The 19,458-nt window shown below is 71.3% G+C and carries 7 protein-coding genes; 3 read left to right on the top strand and 4 right to left on the bottom strand.

Annotated features, from left to right (window positions below; all coding sequences use genetic code 11):
- Positions 1–130: 130 nt before the first annotated feature.
- The 3 genes from CFP66_RS24225 to CFP66_RS50165 are packed head-to-tail and all read left to right on the top strand — an operon-like array spanning position 131 to position 10,802.
- Positions 131–3,892 (top strand): protein kinase, encoded by a 3,762-nt coding sequence (locus CFP66_RS24225; protein ID WP_094927443.1) that lies wholly within the window; start codon positions 131–133, stop codon positions 3,890–3,892.
- Positions 3,889–5,544: a hypothetical protein gene (locus tag CFP66_RS24220; protein WP_094927442.1), complete on the top strand. Its 1,656-nt coding sequence runs from the start codon at positions 3,889–3,891 to the stop codon at positions 5,542–5,544. Before CFP66_RS24225 ends, CFP66_RS24220 begins: the two co-directional genes overlap by 4 nt.
- Positions 5,544–10,802 carry a helicase HerA domain-containing protein gene (locus tag CFP66_RS50165; RefSeq protein WP_198961638.1) on the top strand — a complete coding sequence of 1,753 codons (5,259 nt, stop codon included), beginning with the start codon at positions 5,544–5,546 and terminating at the stop codon, positions 10,800–10,802. Before CFP66_RS24220 ends, CFP66_RS50165 begins: the two co-directional genes overlap by 1 nt.
- 135 nt (positions 10,803–10,937) lie before the next feature.
- Here CFP66_RS50165 and CFP66_RS24210 read toward each other — a convergent pair whose 3' ends face one another.
- The 4 genes from CFP66_RS24210 to CFP66_RS24200 all read right to left on the bottom strand — a co-directional run bounded on the left by CFP66_RS24210 (position 10,938) and on the right by CFP66_RS24200 (position 19,158).
- A complete protein-coding gene (locus CFP66_RS24210) occupies positions 10,938–13,175 on the bottom strand; it encodes a DUF262 domain-containing protein (protein WP_094927441.1) in 2,238 nt (745 codons plus the stop codon).
- Positions 13,176–13,336: 161 nt separating this feature from the next.
- Positions 13,337–18,580, bottom strand: coding sequence for an AAA domain-containing protein (locus CFP66_RS24205; protein WP_233159675.1), 5,244 nt, complete (start codon positions 18,578–18,580; stop codon positions 13,337–13,339).
- Between the two features lie 200 nt (positions 18,581–18,780).
- On the bottom strand, positions 18,781–18,906 hold the full coding sequence (locus CFP66_RS49995) for a hypothetical protein (protein ID WP_255413895.1): 126 nt from the start codon (positions 18,904–18,906) through the stop codon (positions 18,781–18,783).
- A 60-nt stretch (positions 18,907–18,966) separates the two neighbouring features.
- Positions 18,967–19,158, bottom strand: a complete 192-nt coding sequence (locus tag CFP66_RS24200; protein ID WP_233159674.1) for a helix-turn-helix domain-containing protein — start codon at positions 19,156–19,158, stop codon at positions 18,967–18,969.
- Positions 19,159–19,458 lie beyond the last annotated feature (300 nt).

The raw sequence follows: 19,458 nt of genomic DNA, 5'->3' as shown, positions 1-19,458 counted from the left end.
CGCGCTCCTCCACCACTCCGGCGACCCCAGCCGCCGGTGGCAGACGGGATGCGATGACAGACGACGAGGCCGGCATGCCGCCGGCCCATGAGGCAATCCTGCGCGTTCACGTCACCGGGGAGGCCGGCTAGTGGCACGCCTGCACGTCCTCACCGACTGGCACGGCCCGGGCGAGGAGAAGGCGGCACGCCGGCTGGCCGAGAGCCTGCCCGAGCACTGGGACGTCGTCGCCGGGCGCAACGTGCCCAGCGGGATGGGCACGGTCGACCTCGACCTGGTGGTCGTCGGCGAGCGCGCGGTGTTCGTGTGCGAGGAGAAGGCGTGGGGGCCGCACGTCATCACCGGGGAGGTGTCCTGGTACGTCAAGGGCGCGCCCCGGCACAACCCGGTGGGCCAGGTCAACCACGCGGCGCGGGTGCTGGCCGGGCGCCTCACGGGCAAGGTCCCGGGCTGGGCGCAGGCGTTGCGTGGGTTGCCGAGGGGATCGCGCCCGGTGTTCGCCCACGTCGTGATGTCGCACGACCACCTGGTGCTGGACGACACCGCCGACCTCGGCGAGCACGTCGTGCTGCGGCTGGCCGACACCGCGGGCGTCCTCACGGCGCTCGACGCCGGCTTCCCGAAGTCGATGGCGCCGCTGCGCCCGCAGCTGATGGCCTTCCTGCTCGGCCTGCCGCCGCGCGGCCCGGAGCAGCTGCCCCCGCAGATCCTGCAGTACGACGTCCTGGCCGAGCTGCCGCCGCAGGAGAACTCCCGCGTGTTCTCGGCCCGCACCCCGGCGGGGGAGCAGGCGCTGCTCACGTGCGTGCCGATCGATGGGGTCGATGACCCGCAGCGGGCCCGCGAGCTGGCCACCCGTGATCACGACGCCCTCGTCGCGCTGGCGAGCAAGGACCGCACCGGGCGCGTCCAGGGTTGGTTCGACTGGGACGGCTACCGCGTCACCCCGGTGATCGTCGAGGAGTGCGCGAGCCTCGGCCGCCTCGCCGCTGCCGCGCGCCCGCGGCACGACCCGACCGGGCGGGTGCCGTCGAACCAGGGCGTCCCGCTCGTGCGCGACGCCTTCGCCGCGCTCGCCGACGTCCACGAGCTGGAGATCACCCACCGGGCGCTGCAGCTGCGCAGCGTCGAGGTGACTCCTGCCGGCCACGTGCGGTTCCGCGACTTCGGCCGTGCCCACCTGCCTTCGGCGCAGACCATCGCGCCCGCGCTCGACGAGGACCACCCCTCGGCGGGCTTCCGGCCGCCGGGGATCCCGCTGGCGTTCCACCAGCCGGACGACGACGTCTACAGCCTCGCGCTGTGCCTCGTGCAGTGGTTGCACGGCGACGCGAGCGACCTGCCCGACCACGACCTCGCGCGTCAGCGGGCAGCCGCGTACCCCGAGGTCGGGCACGTGCTGGCCCGCTGCCTCTCGCTCGACGCCACCGATCGGCTCACCGCCTCCGCGGCGGTGCAGGCCCTGGCACCGGCGTCCGCGCCCGACCAGCCGTTGCGGGAAGGCACGGTGCTGGCGGGCCGGTACCGGCTGGTCCGCCAGCTCGGCGAGGGAGCGTGGGCCACCACCTGGCTGGCCCACGACGACAACCTCGACAAGCACCGCACCCTGAAGTTCCTGCGCCCCGACCGCGTGAGCGCGGAGCAGGCCAAGGCCGAGTTCGAGAACGCGTGGATCCTGCGCAGCCACCACTGCGCCCGCATGGACGACCGGCTGCCCAACCCGGAGCCCGGCGTCCTCGTGCAGGAGTACGTCCCCGGGCAGACGCTGCACGACTTCGTGGCCGGCAGCCGCCCGCTCGAGCGCGAGGAGGCCCGTCGCATCGCCGCGGACGTCCTCCACGGCCTGGCCGACGCCCACGCGCAGTCGCTGTACCACCGCGACGTCAGCCCGAACAACATCATCGTCCGGCCCGACGGCCGCGCGGTGCTGATCGACTTCGGGCTGGCGGCGAAGGCGGATGCGGCGCATTCCGTCGTCGGCTCGCCCCCGTACACCGCGCCCGAGGTGTGGGCGCGGCGGCAGTGGTCGCCCGCCGCGGACGTCTACAGCGCGGCGGCGTCGGTCCTGCAGGCCATGCTCGGTCGCCTCCCGTACGCGGGCGCCGGGCTCGACGAGCGGCGCACGCTCATCCCGCCGTCGGCCGAGCACGTGCAGCGCTTCGGGCGCGCGTTGCTCGACACGCTCTACTCCGCCGTCGCCTACGAGCCGGGGGAGCGGCCGGGCGACGCCGCGGCGTTCGCGCAGAAGGTGCTGCGGGCCAGCGACACCTCCGTCGCGCCCGGGCGCCGCGTCGTCAACCCGACGGTCGACGCGCTGCGCGGGCTGTACCGCCACAGCGCGATCGGCAACGCGGGCAACCGCGGCCTGGACGACGAGTTCGCCCGCGACACCTACGCGACCACCAACCTCGACGCCGACCTCCTCCCCGCGATCGTGGACGGCCGGCTCGACGTCGTCGTCCTGTCGGGCAACCCGGGTGACGGCAAGACCTCGTTCCTGGTGCGCGTCGGCGCCGCGCTCGACCAGGCCGGCGCCACCTCGCTGCACGCGGACGCCGCGGGCTGGCGCAAGCGCCTCGGCGGGCGGACCTACGCGGCGGTCTACGACGCGTCCGAGTCGCACGGGGAACTGTCGTCGGACGCCCTGATCAGTCAGGCTGTCGATGAGCCCGGCCCGCGCACGGTGCTGTTGGCCGCCAACGACGGCCGCATCGCGCAGTTCTGCGCCGAGCACCGCGAGCGGTATCCGGAGATCACCGCGGAGCTCGACCGGCAGCTGCGCGGGGGCGCTCCGGCGGAGGCGGACGCGCGCATCGTGCTCGTCGACCTCAAGCGCCGCGCGCTGGCGCTGCCCGACCTCGACGGCCCGGCGCTGGGTGCCGGCATCCTGGCCTCGCTGACCTCCCTGCACCGCTGGGAGATCTGCAAGGGCTGCGAGGCGCGGGAGGTCTGCCCGATGCGGGCCAACGCCGAGCAGCTGCGTTCCGGGCGCGCCCGCCGGGCCGTCTCGGAGCTGCTGCTCACCAGCCACCTGCGCCGGCGCCGGCGCGCCACCGTCCGCGACGTGCGGTCCGCGTTCGGCTGGCTGATCACGGGCGACACGTCGTGCGAGGCCGTGCACGACGACGTCGAGAACGGTCTCGACCCGTCGGCCGGGCGCCGCGCCTTCGACCTCGCCTTCGACGCCGGCAGCGGCGACTACCTGGTGCGCGAGTGGGCCGACCTCGACCCGGCGGTGCTGCCGGCACCCGGTGCCGCCCGCGCCGCCCGCGCCCGCCGGGACTTGGTGCCCGACCTCGCCGCCCTCGACACGGCCACGATGACCGGGCTCAAGCGCTCGCTGTTCTTCGGCGCGTGGGACGGCGCCGGCACGCGTCCCGAGGTGCGCAGCTACCGGCACCTCGACGACTACCTCGCCGCGCTGGACGATCCGGCCTCGGCGCTGCCGCGGATGCTGCTCGGCGTGTCGCGGGTGCTCGCGTTCGTCGCCTACCCCGACGTCGGCAAGCTCGCGCTGCGCGACCGCGCGTTCGACGACCCGGCGGTCCGCTCGATCGTCGTGGTCAAGGAGCTGCCGGCCGCGGAGTTCGTGCTGCGGGCAGCGACCTCGGCGGCGCCGTTCGTCGAGTCGTTCCCCGACCAGCTGGAGCTGCGCCACCGCCGCGGGGCACGGCTGCGGATCACGCTCGACACCGCCGAGCTGCTGTTCCGCTCGGCCGACGGCGAGGTGCTGGGTGACACCGCGTCCGCGGCGCTGCGACAGGAGATCGAGGGCTTCGGCAACCGGCTGCGGCTGGAGCCGGCGCAGACCGTCCGAATCGTCGACGGCTCCGGCAGCTCGCTCGTCGCCGGTGTGGACGCGGGCGGCGTGATCGTGCGGAGGTCGAAGTGAGCATCCCGCTGCCCACCCCGCTGCGGACCTACCAGTACCGGCCGCTCACGGTGTTCTCGCTGCTCGACACCGACACCGACCGCGTGCTGCCGCAGCTGTTCGAGATGTGCGTCAAGGGCGGGCGGTCCAGCCGCTCGCGCACGGATGCGAGCGACTTCGCCGGCTACCGCGACGCGATGCTGGCGTCCGGTCACGTCCGCGGCTTCACCTCGGACAACGACCTCGCCCTGCTGGACGGCTGGCTGCGCTCGTGCGTGGTCGACATGGGCCGCTCCGGCCGCGGGAAGTCCGGCGAGCAGATGCTGGCCGTCGCGCCGCTGACCTTGGCCGCCTACCGGGCGGGCCTGCCCACGAAGCGAGACCGGCACCGCGGTATCGACGACGTCGCCTACGGTCTGCTGCTCGCCGAGCTGGAGCGCCGAGGTGCCGGTGCGAGCGGTTCCGGATCGGCCCGGGCCCAGCTGCGCGAGCTGGTCACGCGGACCGTCGGCCGAGGGCTGGCGATCGGCCCCGAGCCGCGCTGGGAACCGCAGCTGGCCGACCCGGAGCGGCTCGACATCGGGGCGCTGCTGGAGTTCCGGTTCGTCGAGGGCTTCGCGATGGCCGACGCCCGCGAGATCGACGCGACCGCGCCCGACAGCCCGCTGCCCGGCGTCGCCGCCGACCTGGGCGCGATGCTGCTCGCCCACCTGCGGGCCTACGGCGACGAGCTGCCGGTGCCGTCGCTGATGTCGAGCTTCGCCGCGCTGCTCGCGCTGGGCGTGTTCACGTCCAGCCTGCGGGCCGACGCCGCGGCGCGCGAGCTGCTCCGCACCGGCGAGCGGCCCGCGGACCTGGAGCCGGGGCCGGCGCCCGCGTCGCCGGTCGAGCTGTACTGCGACTTCACCGGCGACCTCGGGGCGGAGTCCGATCGCATGTCGCGGCGCTGCGTCGAGCGCGACCTCGACCGCGTGCGGCTCGCGTTCCGCGACCGCATGGCGTTCGTGGTGATCGAGCAGGCGCTGCCGCGGATTCCCGGCGAGGCCGAGCGCCGCAGCGGGATGAGCAGCGCCGAGAAGCTCGTGCACCTCGCGTCGCTGCGCGAGCACCGCCGCGTCGAGACCTACGCGATGGGCCGGATCGACGACATCGTCGCCGAGGCCGCCGCGTCGGGCGATGCCTCCGAGCCCGAGCTGGAGTTCCTCCAGCGGGTGCAGGCGAGCGAGGACAGCGAGCTCGACAAGCTGCTCGACATCCTGGAGCAGGTGAACCAGACGAAGGCCGTCAGGAACGCGGTCAACTGGTTCTGGTCCGTCGGCGGGCTGGAGAAGCCCTACGGCGTCATGCGCGGTTCCACGCGCAGCCGGCGTTCCTGGCGCTACGCCCCCACCGACGAGCTGATCACCGCCCTGTTGCTGGCGATCTTCGTCGAGCCGGACGGCGTCACCACCCGCCCGACGATGCCGCTGCGCGAGGTGCTCGACGCGCTGCGGCACCGCTTCGGCATCCTGATCGACCGCCCGCCGGCCTTCCTCGACGGCGCCGAGGCCCGCGCCGCGGCGAGCGCGAACCTCGACGCGTTCACGCTGCGACTGCAGCTGCTCGGCTGCTTCGACAGCCTCTCCGACGACTTCTCCGTGCAGGTCGTCCGCCACCCCCTCGGAGACTCCTGATGGCCGCGCCGACCTTGCTCCCCCCGGCGACCGCCCAGCCGCACCTGCCCGACCAGGTCGTGGCGGTGCTCGCCCGGCTGCTGGCCACCCAGCTCGAGGACCACGGCATCGGGCACTGCCTGCGCGTCGACAGCGTCCGTCGCGGTGACGCCGGCCGGCTCGCCTCCGCGCTCTCCGGGTTGCTCCCGCCGGGCTCGACCGACGTGCACGTCCTGGCCGACCACGCCGATCAGACCGACGGCCTGACCATCCCGGCCGAGCGCACGATCGAGCTGCGCAACCGCAAGCGCCGCCGCCTCGTGCTGATGGTGCCCGTCGGCAGCGGTTCGGCCGCCAGCTCGCTGGACAACAGCTTCGCCCGCGTCGACATCACCGAGCTCCTCGCCCGGGCGGGCGACGAGCTGCTCGCCGAGCTGGCGAACACCGAGGTGGCCGACGGCGTGCGGCGGGTGGCGCGGGAGCTGGGACGCAGCAAGCCGGTCGAGGCCTGGACCCGCTACCTCGCCACCGTCGCGGACGACCCGACCTGGGCGACGGCGGGCGCGGCGCTGTGGATCGTCGGGCTCGTGCCGGACCTGGGCGGCCCGGCGCTGGTCGGCCGCCTCCCGCGCAACGTCGCCTGCGTGCGGGCGATCTCCCGCCCGAGCCGCGCCGTGGCGTCGGTGGCCGACCGGCTCACCACCGCCGAGCTGCAGGAGGGCGAGGCCCGCGGCCGGATCGCGCGCTACCTCTCCCGCCCGGACGTCGACCTGTCGGACGCGGCGTCGTGGGCGGCCCCGCTCGCCGAGCCCCTGCCCGCACCGCTGAGCTTCGACCACTGGCCGATGGTCACGCTGCTCCCCGGCGACCTGACCAGCCTTCGGCTCGACCCGTTCCTCAAGGACGACGGCACGCTGCGGCCGGGCACGCGCCTGCACCAGGAGAACGCCGGCGACCTGCCGTACGTGGAGACGGGGGAGGGCTCACCGGGCTCGGTGACCCTGACCTGGCGCACGGACCCGGTGAAGACCGAGCTCGTGCACCGCTGGCTGCTCGAAGCCCTGCCGCCCGAGGACCTGCGCGAGCTCGACACCGAGCCCCTGGCGAAGCAGACCGTCAAGGGCGACAAGACCCGTGGCACCGTCCGCCTCGACATCGCCGAGGAGGACCTCACCGACGGCGCGCTGCTCGTCGTCCGGCTCACGGCGCTGGACCGCGACGGCCAGCGCGTGCTGCTGAAGAACGGCGACGAGGCCGTCGACGAGAGCCAGCAGTTCGCCGTCCGCTGGGAGAACGACCCGCTGCCCACCTCGGGGCGCCGCGCGTCCAGCCGCTCACTGGCCCAGGCCCGGCTCGAGGCGGCCCTGGAGGGGCAGGACGACCACCGCGAGGGCGCGCCGCAGTGGGCGGGCGGCAACTTCGAGCTGCGCCTCGGCGGGCGACGCACGGTCCAGCTCGCGCTGAGCCCCGCGCTCGTCGACCTGCAGCGCCGCTCGCTCGCCGAACGCGGCCGCGTGATGGCGTGGGAGGCGGACGGCCGGCTCGGCGAGGTGCTCGACTCGGCCGCCTTCTCCCCGCTGGACGGGATCCTGCCGCCCACGTTCGCCGAACGCCGCCGCCACCTGTTCGGCCGGCTCGCCGCCCGCAAGCCCCGCGACGTCGTCGAGACGCTCGCGTGGGACGAGGAGCTGCGCCAGGAGGTGATCAGCTACTGCCAGTCCTACCGGCGGGCGCTGGACTCCACGGTGCACCCGGACATCCGCAGCGGGCTGCTGGCCCTCGACACCGTGCGGCTGTCCGTCGACACCGTCGGGCACCAGCCGATCGCCGCGACGCTCGTGCTGCCGCTGCACCCGATGCGCCTGGCCTGGGCCGTCGAGCTCGACGCCACGTTCACGCGGTGGGCGCGGGAGCTCGCGGACGTCGGCCGGTCCAGCGTGCGCCGCCGGCAGTCGGTGGACGCGCGGCTGGTCCGCCGGGTGACGCCCGCGAACCTGCCCTTCGCCGTCCGCGGCGTGGACGGCCTGCCGTTCGTCTACGTCCGGGAGGCCACGCTCGGCACCGGGGTCTACCTGCACGCCGCCGAGGCCGAGCCCGGCGCGGCGGTGCAGGCGGTGTTCGAGGTGCTGGGCCTGGACCGCCGTGACGTCCCGGCCGACCTCCCGCCGTCGGCCGTGGCCGAGCGGGTGGCCGCCTACCGCGCGGCCAACCCGGGGCAGGACGCGCTGCGCGTGCTCGCCTACAACGCGGGCTCGGGCGAGCTGCTCGCCCGCGCGCTGGCGGAGTCGGTGCTCACCGAGACCGACGACGAGGACGGTCTCGCGACGGCGCCGGCCCGGCTCGACCTCACCGCCTACAGTCGCCGGCCCTCGTTCACCGACCCCGTGCCCGCCCTGACCGACCTGCAGCGCGCCGTGGCGTCGCAGGAGGTCCGCGGCACGCGCTCGCACCTCGTCCCGCCGCTCGGGCTGAGCGTCCGCCCGCACGAGCGGCTCGCGTCCGACACCGGCGCCGCGCACCTCGGCGTCGTGGCCGACCTCGCCGTCACCGAGATCCAGGTCGACAGCACGGGCGCGATCGACGCGGCCGCCTCGTTCCGCAACCTGCTCACACCGGCCCCGACGCGCCGTGCGGCCGACGCGCCGGTCTGGCGCACCGCGCCGGCGCTGCGCACCCGCAACCGCGAGGGCGCCGCCGACGTGGTCGAGGCGCACCGCGCCTACCAGACGGCCCTCGGCGCGGCGCTCGAGCAGGGCGAGGGGCTGCCCGCGCTGACCGCCCGGCTCGGGGAGGGCGAGCTGGCGTCGCTGCGGGCCGCCCACGACCGCGCCGACTGGGTGCTCACCCTCGACCGCAACCTCGGCCTGGACTTCTACACCAGCGGGCCGGAGTACATCCTCGACTACGCCCCGGACTTCCTCGACGGCCTCGGCCCCCGCCTGACCGTGACTACCGCGCATCGCGGCGAGGTCGAACGGCTGCTCGCCGACGCGATGGGCGGGCTGGACCTGATGGCCGAGGAGAACTCGGTCCGCTCGGTCCTCGAACACCTGCAGGTGGTGTCGGGCCGGCTGGCCCTGCGCCTCGTCGCCCGCTCCAGCCTGGCCACCGAGGCCGTCGGCCTCGCCGTGCTGATGGCGCACCTGCGGCAGCGCGGCGAGCTGGACGGCACGATCGTCGTGCCCGTCGACGCCCACCAGGAGGTATTCGGCGACAACCGCTCCGGCGACGAGGCCGTGCGGCGCTGCGACGTCCTGCTCGTCCGGACGACGGCGCGGACCGTGCGGATCGACTGCGTGGAGGTCAAGACCCGCCGAGCCACGGCCCTGCCGATGGCGCTGGTCGACGACATGGTCGACCAGCTCGACGCCACCGTCGACATGCTGCACACGACCTTCTTCCGCTCCGACCCGCCGCGCGTCGATGCGGAGCTGCAGCGCGCCCGGCTCGGCGGGATCCTGCGCCACCACGCCGACCGGGCCCTCGCCATGGGGCTGCTGGACGACCGGCGGCGCATGGATGTCGAGCGGCTGGTCGAGCGGGTCGAGGACGGCGCGCTCGTTCCCGAGATCGCGCGGCGCGGGTACGTGGTGAACCTGGGAGACAAGGCCGGGCTGCCGAGCGAGCACCGCGGGGTGCCGATCCACGTCCTGTCCGCCTCGGACCTCGGGGCTGCCGGGTTCACGCCGAGCCGGCGGGAGGGGGCGCGGGCTGTTGAGCCGATCACGGAGCGGCGGCCGTCGCCCCGGCCGCGGCCGATCGCTACGCCACCGGCCAGCGGTGGGGTGCCCGATGGCGCCGCGCCGGCGCGGCCCTCCATGCCGCCTCTCCTTGAGTCGAATCAGCCGGATGCCTCGTCACCGGATCCCGGCTCCAGGCCGCCTGCCGCAGGTTCGATGCCGCCCGCGCCTCTCTCCGGGGCGCCGAACGCGGGCTCGTCGGCTGGTGCGCCCCCGACGTCGGCAGCTCGAACCGGGCTGCCTTCCTCGGCGGCGCCGGACACAAGCTCGTCGGCTGGTGCCCGGCCTTCTGCGGCACCGGCGGAGAGCTCAGCACCGCCCGGCGCGGGGCAGCCGTCGCCGCGCGGGCAGATGCCGCACCCGGGGGTCGCGGACACGTCGCCCCTGCCAGCGGTGACCCCGCCCGCGGGTGGTGAGTCGGTCCCTGCAGCGGTTTCGACCCCGCCACGGCCGTCGCCGCACCCGCGGGCACCGGCAGCCGGGGAGCCATCGCCTGAAACTGGGACCCCGGACGGGGCGTTGCCCCAGGTCGTCGACGTGGTCCTGGGCCAGGACCGGCACGCCGCCGACGTCCGCTGGCGGATCAGCACCGCCGGCAGCCCGCACCTGTTCGTGCTCGGCATCCCCGGCCAGGGAAAGTCGGTGACGACCCGCAGGATCCTGAACTCGTTCGCCGAGCAGGGCCTGCCCGCCCTCGTCCTGGACTTCCACGGCGACATGGCCGCCGCCCCCGCCGGCGGTGCCGCGGTGCTGGACGCCTCCCAGGGCCTCCCGATCTCCCCGTTCGAGCTGGACAACCCCCGCCGCTACCGAGAGGCGGCGTGGGAGCTCTCGGAGGTGATCGGCTACGTCTGCGGGCTGGGGGAGATCCAGCGCAACGTGGTCTACGAGGGCGTCCGCGCTGCGTACGAGAAGCACGGCTACGGCGGCCTCACCGCCCCGACCGGCCAGCCGACGATGGACGAGCTCGCCGCCGCCGTCACCGAGGCCGAGTCCACCGGCCGCAGCCGCAACGTCGTAGCCCGCCTCCGCCCCCTGAGCGACTTCGGCCTCTTCACCGACGACCCCGGCCAGACCTTCGCCGACCTGCTGCGCCGCGGCCTCGTCCTCGACATCCACGGCCTGATGGAGCAGGTTCAGATCGCCGCCGGCGCGTTCGTGCTGCGGAAGGTCTACCGGGAGATGTTCCGGTGGGGGCAGACCGGGCAGCTCCGCCTGGCGGTCGTTCTCGACGAGGCGCACCGGCTGGCCCGCGACGTGACCCTCCCGAAGATCATGAAGGAGGGGCGGAAGTACGGCGTCGCGGTCGTCGTCGCGAGCCAGGGTGTGGACGACTTCCACAAGGACGTGCTGAGCAACGCGGGCACAAAGGTCGCGTTCCGATGCAACTATCCGCAGAGCCGGACGGTGGCCGGGTTCCTGCGGGGGAGGGATGGGCAGGACATGTCGGCGGCACTGGAGCAGCTGGCGGTGGGCCAGGCCTACGTTTCGACGCCGGAGCAGGCGACCGCACGGAAGGTGTTCATGGCGAACCAATGAAGTGATCTCAACGGGTTCCAGGTGAGGCGTCGCTTGCTCACCTGGACGCTCCTGCCTCGATAAGTCACATCCTTGCTCGCTAAGGGCACCCGAACCCACGCGGGAGGCTCGGGTTAGCGCTGGTCCCTTGAGTCCCTACCCCACGTCCCGGGGCTGTCCGGGCGCGCATCCGGCGGCGAGGTGGATCTGGTCGACGAACCACGCAAGCTGTTTGATGAGGATGTCTCGCTGCTCGTCGACGCCGAGCGCGTTCAGCGGGAAGGACGGCCTGAACTCGATCTTCGAGGCGGGCAGGGCAACCGCGGTGACGCTGTTGAGACGCCTGCGTAGGCTATCGCGCAGCTGGGGATCATCGAACGGCTCGCGTACTGCAAGGTACTGGAACACGACCTCGCATCGACCGCTCGGGTACATCGTGAGGGGCCAGATGCCGCTTCGATGACCGAGCGGGTTCGGGGCCATCAGGAAGCAGGATGTCTCGGCCCCCACACCGAAGTGGAGGTATCCGCCCATCTCGGCCCAGGCAACAAGGACACGTTCCACCGCGGCACAGATCTCAGGCTTCTGGCGCTCCGCGAGCTGGTCGAAGAAACTCTGTCGGCGGGCGTTCTGATCGTCGTCGGGAGTGGTGGCGACGCCATCCGTCCCCCGGCCTGCGATCAAGGGCTCGACCGAGCTCTCATGTTCGTCCGATCCAGCGTTCAGGTTCCATGTGTCGGCTAGTAGCTGCATAGCGGCACGCTGACGTTGTTCAAGCAGCTCGGGCGTCCAGTCACGAAGGTTGATGACCTGACTGGTGAGTGCGAACGCCACGACTCCCTTTTTGCCGGTAAAGTACTTCTCCTTCTTGACTGCGAAATCGTAGTTCTGCGCCTGCGCGTTCTTTGTCCGGTTCAGGAGGACGAGGTTGGCGATCCGGTGGGTCCAGTAGGCGCGTTGCCGATCGTTGAACACTCGTCGCCACGTACTCGATGCCGATGGGTTTTGGGGTAGTACGTGTTCGACCGTGATGATTTTGTGGTCGTAGGAGACGCCCGGGGCGTTCGCGAGCTCCTCGTCGAGGCGCAGCAGGACATACCGACGAACGCGTGCCTGCTGGTAGATCTCGCCGCCGAGTAGTCGCAGCATATCCGCCTGCTCGAGGTCGCTGAGTGCCAGCGGTTGCGCGCGTAGGCCGCTGCCTCCTTCCAGTGCCCGGAGCAGGAGCCCATACCGCTGCTGGCGCTCCGTCGGCCCGACCCGACGGATCAGTAGACTCGCGGCGAGTCTTTCGAGATCGGTAAGGAAACGCACCAGCCATTGCGGATCGTTGCCATGCTTGCGCAACGCCCACAGCGCGGGCGGCTGCCAGTCGACGTTGTCGAGTTGCGCCAGCCGTTTCAGCCACAGGTTGACCGCCTCCGCACCTGTGTTCGCCTTGTACGACTGCCCCAAAAGGACGGCGTAGGCATCCGCGTAGGGCTCGAGTATGTCATCGACGAACTCTTTCGACCGCTTGCTGTAGTGGTCGAGCACCTGCTCTGGGAATTCACGCAGTAGCTCGCGCGGGGCCCGCTGCTTGGCGAAGATCATGCGGATATGGGCGAAGAGGCTGGAGAACGCATCCCGTCCCAGCTCCTGCTCGGCGTCCTCCCACTTGCCGTTGTAGTAGCTCCGGTCCGCCTCCGGAATCTCGCCGATGACCCGTGCCTTGAAGTTGTCGGTGGGGCGCAGGTCTAGGCCGCGGTCGTTCATCACCGAGAAGATGCGGTGGGCGCTGTCCAGGTCGGGCGTTGTCACGACGACGAGGTAGGTCCACTTGTCGACCAGCTTTGCCAATGCGGTCCGACGATTGTCAGTCCACCCGGACAGCAGGTCGTAGTAGATCTTGGCGTTGGCCCGGAGTGCGACCTGCGCATCGTTCGTTGTGATGGGGCCCGGCTCGGCCACGAGGGCATGCAGCCCTCCGGGCTCTTGGACGTGCTTGCGGAAGAAGACCCGGTCCCTGGGTCGTAGAGCCAGTCGGGGCTTGGTCTCGATGTCCTGCAGATCGTCGCCCGGCTCCAGGATTCTCTTGTCCAACCCGTCGGCGATGTTCTTGTTGAGGCTTAGTTCCCGAAGTACGGCCAGGAGAATGGTAAGTGTCGTCAGGCGCTGCTGACCGTCGATGATGTCGCAGTCGGGACTCTCGTCTTTCTTGACCAACACGATCGAGCCGAGGAAGTACGGCTCCTCCGGGCTGTGGTCGAGCGCTAGAACCAGGTCATCCAGGAGTTCCTGAGCCTGCTCGGGTTCCCAGGCGTAGGGGCGTTGGTATGCCGGCACGGTGAGGTCGTAGTCACTGCAGAGAACCTTGCTGATCTGGCGTTCGTGCGCTTCGAGCTTCTTGACCACGTGCACTCCATCCCGTCCAGTGGGCTGGACGTTACGCGGGACTGCTTCGAGCCTTCGCGAAAGTCCCCGAAAGCCGCCTCTCGGCAGAGACCACGTCAGGCAGGCGGAAACTAGGTGTGGCCGAACCTGGCCAGGGGCGGGCGTTTCAGATCCCGTTGAGGTCAGGGAGCTTCCGGGACGAGGTGGGATACTGCGATGAGCCGCGCCCTGATCGTCGAACCAACTTTTCGCATCCCGTAGAGCGCTATCGTCTCGCGGAAGACCGCGATCGGATCATCCCATCCGATGTCCGCAGCAACCTGCTCCATCACCACCGCGAGTTCTGCTGGCGGGATCTGGTCGAAGGTCCGGGGCCCGAGCTCACGCGGGACTGCGATCGGCTGATCCGGCAGTCGGAAGGTCCGGGGCTTCACACCCGACTCGCCCAACGGATCGTCCTGGATCAGCCGACCCTGCCGAACGGCCGAGCTGACCGCCGAGTTCAGGATCTTGGCGATCTGGGAACCGACCTTCTGGCCTGCCGCGGCACGGACGTAGACGCTGTGGAGGCGGTGACCGACGATCGGGCCCTCGACTGCCGCCACCTCGACGAGGCCGGCGACGATGTCGGGCCGGGAAGCCGTCACGACGGGATGCAGAGAACCGGCGAATGACGTGTACGGGGCCAGCAGTGGCGATCCCGGATGCACCACCGGAACCACGGGTGTTGCCTCGATAGTGATGGCGTCGGCGAGCGCTGATGGAGCGGAGGAGTGAGGTGTCGGCAGATCGTCTGGTTCGTCGTCGGTCGCGTCGGTGTCGGCGATCTCACCAGGATCGATCTCGTCAGCCGCATCGAGGTCCGGAGTCGCATCGGTGACCGCGGACGGTTCCTCCGCGGGTACCACCACCTGTTCGGAGATCGACGAGGTCCAGCCGGACGGGTGGATCTCCAGCTCCGCCAACCGCTCCCACAACGGCGCCAACGCCTTGGCCGGATCGAGGTAGAACTCCGACTCGAGCACCCGGAAGAAGTGCCACCCACACCGTTCGAGCTCCCGCTGGCGCGCCATGTCCCGCTGGTAGGCGTCGGGGCCGTGCCAGTAGTCCCCATCACACTCGACGGCCAGTCGCGTCTTCCCGCCCACCACGACGAGGTCGATGCTGTAGCCCAGCGCCGGGAACTGTGGGATCACGCTGTAGCCGCGGTCCAGCAGCCGGTTGCACACGCGCTGCTCGAAGAGCGAGCCGAAGGGCGTGATCGGCACGTCCTCGGGGACCAGCGTCTCGACTACCCGGTCGTCCCCGGCTGATGCCCGTTTCTGCACGCCGTAGCAGTAGTCGAGGAGCTGGAAGCGCATGTCCTCCGTGTTGCTCAGCTCGTCGAGCCGCACCGAATGGAACAACCACATCTGGTCCTTCGCCCGCGACGCGGCCACGTTGTAGCGCTGGACGTACAGGTTCGCGGTGAGTGCGGTGAGCCGCCGGTCCTCACGTGGCGCGGCGACCATGGAGAGGAACATGACGTCTCGTTCCGAGCCCTGGAAGTCCGCGGCGTCGCCGCACCGCAGGTCGCGGGCCGTCCACTCCTCCGGCGAGATCCGTTCGAGCAGCATCTTCTCGATCGCCTTGGCCTGTGTCGCCCCGAGAAGCGAGATCACTCCGAAGGTGAGCCCGTCGTAGCGCGGGTCGACGATGCACTTCTCGATCTGGTCGACGACCGCCTCGACCTCAGGCTGGTTGATCCGGCTGCTCGATGAGCCTCGCTCGTACCCGTCCTCGATGAAGACCGTGCGGATCGGCTCGAGGCGGTCCGCGCCGAACTGCCGAACCGGGATCAGGCGCACGCCGTCGGGCTCGTAGGCGATGCGGTTGGAGAAGCCGATGATCTCGGGAACGCAGCGCCGGTGTTCGACGAGCGTGAGCATGCCGCTGAAGCGCATCTTGGCCTCGTCGAACAGGCTGCGCTGCGGATCCTGCCACGTGGCGCGGAACTGGTCGTCGTACAAGTACTGGTTTCCGAGATCGCGGAGCTGCTGCTGATCGACGCCCACGGCGGACGGGGAAACCTGCTTGTCGTCGCCGATCACCACGATCCGCGGGGCGAGGTACTGGAGGAACGACGCCTCCAGGCCCGCCTGTGATGCCTCGTCGACGATGACGACGTCGAACATGCCTGGCTCGATGCGCAGCTGGTCCGCGATCCGATACAGCGGCATGATCCAGACAGGAACTGCGGGGCGGCAGCGGTCCATCGCGTCGCGGATCTCAGCCTGACGCTGCGCGCGGTACTGGCCACCGGTCTTGCCGAATCGGCGGACGAGCGATGCGTACTGCTCCAGGCTGGCGCGCGAGCCCCGGGAGAGCCTGGTGGGCGCAACCGCGTGGGTCCATGCCCGGGTCGCCGAGAGCTCCTGGACGTGCTCGCGAATGCGGTCCTCGACCCGGTTGATCTCTTTCTGCAGCGCGTTGACGTCGCCGGCCGCCTGCTCGGCGATCCACGTCCCCGCGGCGGTCCAGCGCCACGATTCGGCGAAGGTGGGCAGCAGGCCGTCCCAGACTGCGTCGGCCGGATCTGCGGCGACGGCGGCGGCGAGGGCCGGGACGGCAGCCGTCAGCCGCTGTTCGGCGTCGTCGCGCTGGAGCACCTGGGCCCGGACGAGGTGCAGGCGGCCGAGGCGCTCGTATGCGGTGGCGTACGCCGCGTGGTCCCGCCGTCGCACCGTGTCGAGGAGCTCGGTGAGGACGGGCTCTGAGTCCGGCCAGCGTTCCTCGTCGGCGATGTGCTGGACCAACGCCTGAATGGGCCGGGTGGCTTCAGCAGCGGCCTCGGCTGCCGCTACCGCCTCCGGCAGCGCGATGTATGCCTGCAGCTCGCGGGGTTCGTGCCAGTTCGGCCGGGGCAGTCCGGCAGCGTTCAGGTACTGCTCCTCACGGTGCAACTCGACGCCGAGCCCGAGCACCCGGTCGAGCAACCTCAGCTCCATGACGTGCCACTGGAGGCGCTCCTGCAGCGTGTCCTCCGGCGGGATCACGACGGTGGCCGGCCAGGCCCGATCAAGGGCTGCGAGCAGCCGGTCGCCCTCGGCCCACGTCAGGAACGCGCGAACCTGGGGCGCGGTGCAGGGGGCCGAGCCGTTCACCCGGACCCGCTCGAATAGCAGCACGGCTTGCTTGACCTGTCGGGCGGCGAATGCGCCGACCTTGGGGAGCCCGTCCGGCCCCAGCTTGATCTTGCCGCCGCCTTCCAGATGCTCCGCAAGCGCGGTAGCGAGGAGGTCCAGCCCGGCGGCCTCCCCATGGACGCGGACGTCGGTCACCGGTCCAAGCGACTCCAGCACCGGGGCGGTCTGGTCGGTGAGCCGCGCCATCTCGGCTCGTCGCGCGGCCCAGATCTGGCCGCGACCGTTGCGAACGTCGTCGAGCGCCTGGTGCACCCATTGCTCACGACGCTGCATCAGCGCGTGCATCTCCAGTGCGACTCGGTGAAGACGTTCGGTGAGACCGGCGCGCGCCTCGTCGCTCAGCTGCTGTACGCGGGGATACGCCGGATGCCTGCGCAATCCGTCGAAGCGGGCGGCGTTCTGACCTGCTCGTGCCTCGGCCACAGCGAGGTCGGCCAGCCGCTGTGGAGGAACCACGGCGTCGATGGAGACCAGGCGCCGAGCAGCGTGGGGCTCGTCGGCGATCAGCGCCTCGTCGAGCAGTTGGTGCCGCCACCGGATGACCTCGTCGGTGGCGAGCGGGGGCTCGCCGCCCGCGCTCTCCAGGTACTCGTTGATCCACTCGTAGTCCGGCTGCTCTGACTCCCGCTGTCGTGCGATCGCCGCGAGGGTGCCTCGGTAGCCGGCGACCTCGTGCTCCCGGACCTCGCGCTCTCGTGCGTCGAGCAGGCGGTGGTGCAGGCTCGCTCGACGGCGCCGCAGCTCGTCGATGAGACGGAGGTGCTTGCCGATGGCGCGTTGCGCGTCGTCCGGGTCGTGCTCAGCGGCGGTGGACGCAATGCGCTCGACGGCGACCCGCAGGTCGGACATGTCCTCGCGGGACGCCCCGACAACGGCCACGGCAAGTGGCCGGATCGGCTCGGGCAGCTTCTCGCGCACCTCTTTGAGCGCCCGGTCCGTCTGCGCGGTGACCAGCACGCGCTTGCCCTGCGCGAGGAGGTGGGAGATGAGCACCGCGGCCGTGTGCGTCTTCCCGGTCCCGGGAGGGCCCTGGATGAGGGTCTGCGCGTGGGAGTCCACCTGGCGCAGGATCTTCAGCTGCATCTCGTTGACCGGCAGGGGGAGGAAGGACTCGTCGTCCACGCGGACGAGCGCCCCGTCGGTCCGTTCGCCAACCTCTCCAGCAGTGGCCTCGGGGATGTGGTCGGGGTCGATCAGGGGCAGGACGCCGTCGGGGACGACGCCGCTCGCGGTGATCTGCTCGACGATCCGGCGGAAGATCTCGACGAGGCCCTGCTGCGAACGCTTCCGCAGGAGCAACGCCGGCGCGAACGCGGCAACCGGTCGGCTGGTCACCGTGGCGGGAACATCCTCGTCGCGGTACTCGGCTTCGGACGACAGAACGTGGACGATCCGTCGGGCGAGCTCGCCCATCCGGTCGCGGTCGAGTGGGTGGACCTGCTCGGATCGGGCGCGGTCACGCACCGCGTTGATGTGCTGCGGGTTGCCGAGGAGGCGTGGGTCGAGCATCTCGAGTTCGACCCGGGTGCTGCTGTCGGCGCTCTCGTCGATCGAAACGGTCAAGCGCCCGGAGTCGTCATCGAAGTGGACCTTCACGGGAATGGTGAGCATGTGCCGGCGGACCTTCGGATGCCGATCCGGGTTCCAGGCGAGCAGGCCGGCTCCGAGCACGAGTTCGAGCTCCTCGGGGTGGCCGGTCGCGCTCACGTACGTCGAGAAGAGCTCGCCATAGAAGGAACGCGCGGGTTCATCGCGGAGGTCCTGCTCGGCCCACGCGTGCCACTCGCGCTGGTACTGCTCGAAAGCTGCAGTGACGTCAGGACGTTCGTCCAGCGGGATCCGCTGTTGCGCCGGCGGGCCGGCGGGGTCCGAGTCGGGAGATTCTTCTGCGACATAGAGCTCGTCGCGCAGAGTGGGGGCGCGGCGAGGATCGTCGCTCCGACCCTCGAGCCACGGGGCGAGGTCCTTGGATGGCTGTGGCGGGTCGATGCGCAGGACCCGCTCGACGGTGAGCACGGGGTCCGACAACTCAGGTGTACCGCCGTGCAGAGCGGTCTCGAGGGCCGGATGGCCCGGCAACTCGTGGAGCCAGTGAACGGCGCCGTCGCGGCGATAGGAGTCGAGGTCCGAGACGCTCGGGTTCTTGAGTTGCTGGGCCTGGCCGAGGAACGAGAAGAGTCGGACAGCTCGACCGACGAGGGACTCCGAAGCGCTGGCCTCGTCGAGAGCGGCATCGATCACCTTTGTGCTACCCCATCCATCGCGCGCGCAGGCTCCTGCGCTGACATCTGCCCGCAAGACCAGCGAGGCCGACGGAGCGACCTGATGATCGAGTCAGCCCTTCCGCACTTCGCGGTCTGCAAACCGCTCGTTACATCTCGCTGCTCCGGGCGGCCGGCGTTTCGCCAGGGCGCGCGGGCCGCGCTGCTCGGGGGCGCTACTCAGCCGCTGAGCGAGACCCGCGCGTCGTCACCGATCATCGAGTCGTTCAGGTCGTTGGCGGCTCGCGTCACGACGGTCGGCGGGTCGAACACGCCGCCCTGGCTAGGCATCTGCTGCGAGCGCACCCTGCGTCCACCTCGGTCCGCTCCTGCGCTGTGCCCTGATGTGAAAGGGCTCTTACGCGTCTAACCGTCTCCACGCTGTTGGAGCGCGCGGAGCTGGCGGCGGACGTGCTCGGGATCGAACCGGAAGTGCCCGCCGGCGGTGATTAGGTCCGGCTCGATCAGTCCGGCCTTGACGTAGCGCCACAGGGTGCTGCGGGACAAGCCGAGACGCTTGGCGGTCTCGCCCGTCGTCAACAGCTCCTCCTGGGCCACGCGTGCAACGTATGCACCAGAACCGAGGGTTTGGTGGCTACTGAGACGATCGCAACCCATGCTAGCGTTTGCAACGTTTTGGAGCAGACGGGCCGACGAAGGTGCTGGTGACACCCGCGACGGCCCTTGATCCCGACCCTGGCGAGAGGGACGAGACCCATGCATGAACCTACCGATTCGGTCGCCGCTGCCCTGGCTGACATGCCTTACGTGGTCGCGGCGCTCCTCCGCGACCACATACCGGACGCCAACGGGCGATGCCGCGCATGCGGCCGGCCCGGCACCGGAACACCCCACCTC

Origin of the sequence: Pseudonocardia sp. MH-G8 (assembly GCF_002262885.1) — a bacterium.
Taxonomy (GTDB): Bacteria; Actinomycetota; Actinomycetes; order Mycobacteriales; family Pseudonocardiaceae; genus Pseudonocardia.
Note: the sequence above shows the minus strand (reverse complement) of the source record. Positions and strands in the feature narration are given on the sequence as shown.

Bases quoted from the DNA above. Each gene is read 5' to 3' on its own strand.
- CFP66_RS50165 (WP_198961638.1), top strand. From the start codon at position 5,544: ATGGCCGCGCCGACCTTGCTCCCCCCGGCGACCGCCCAGCCGCACCTG.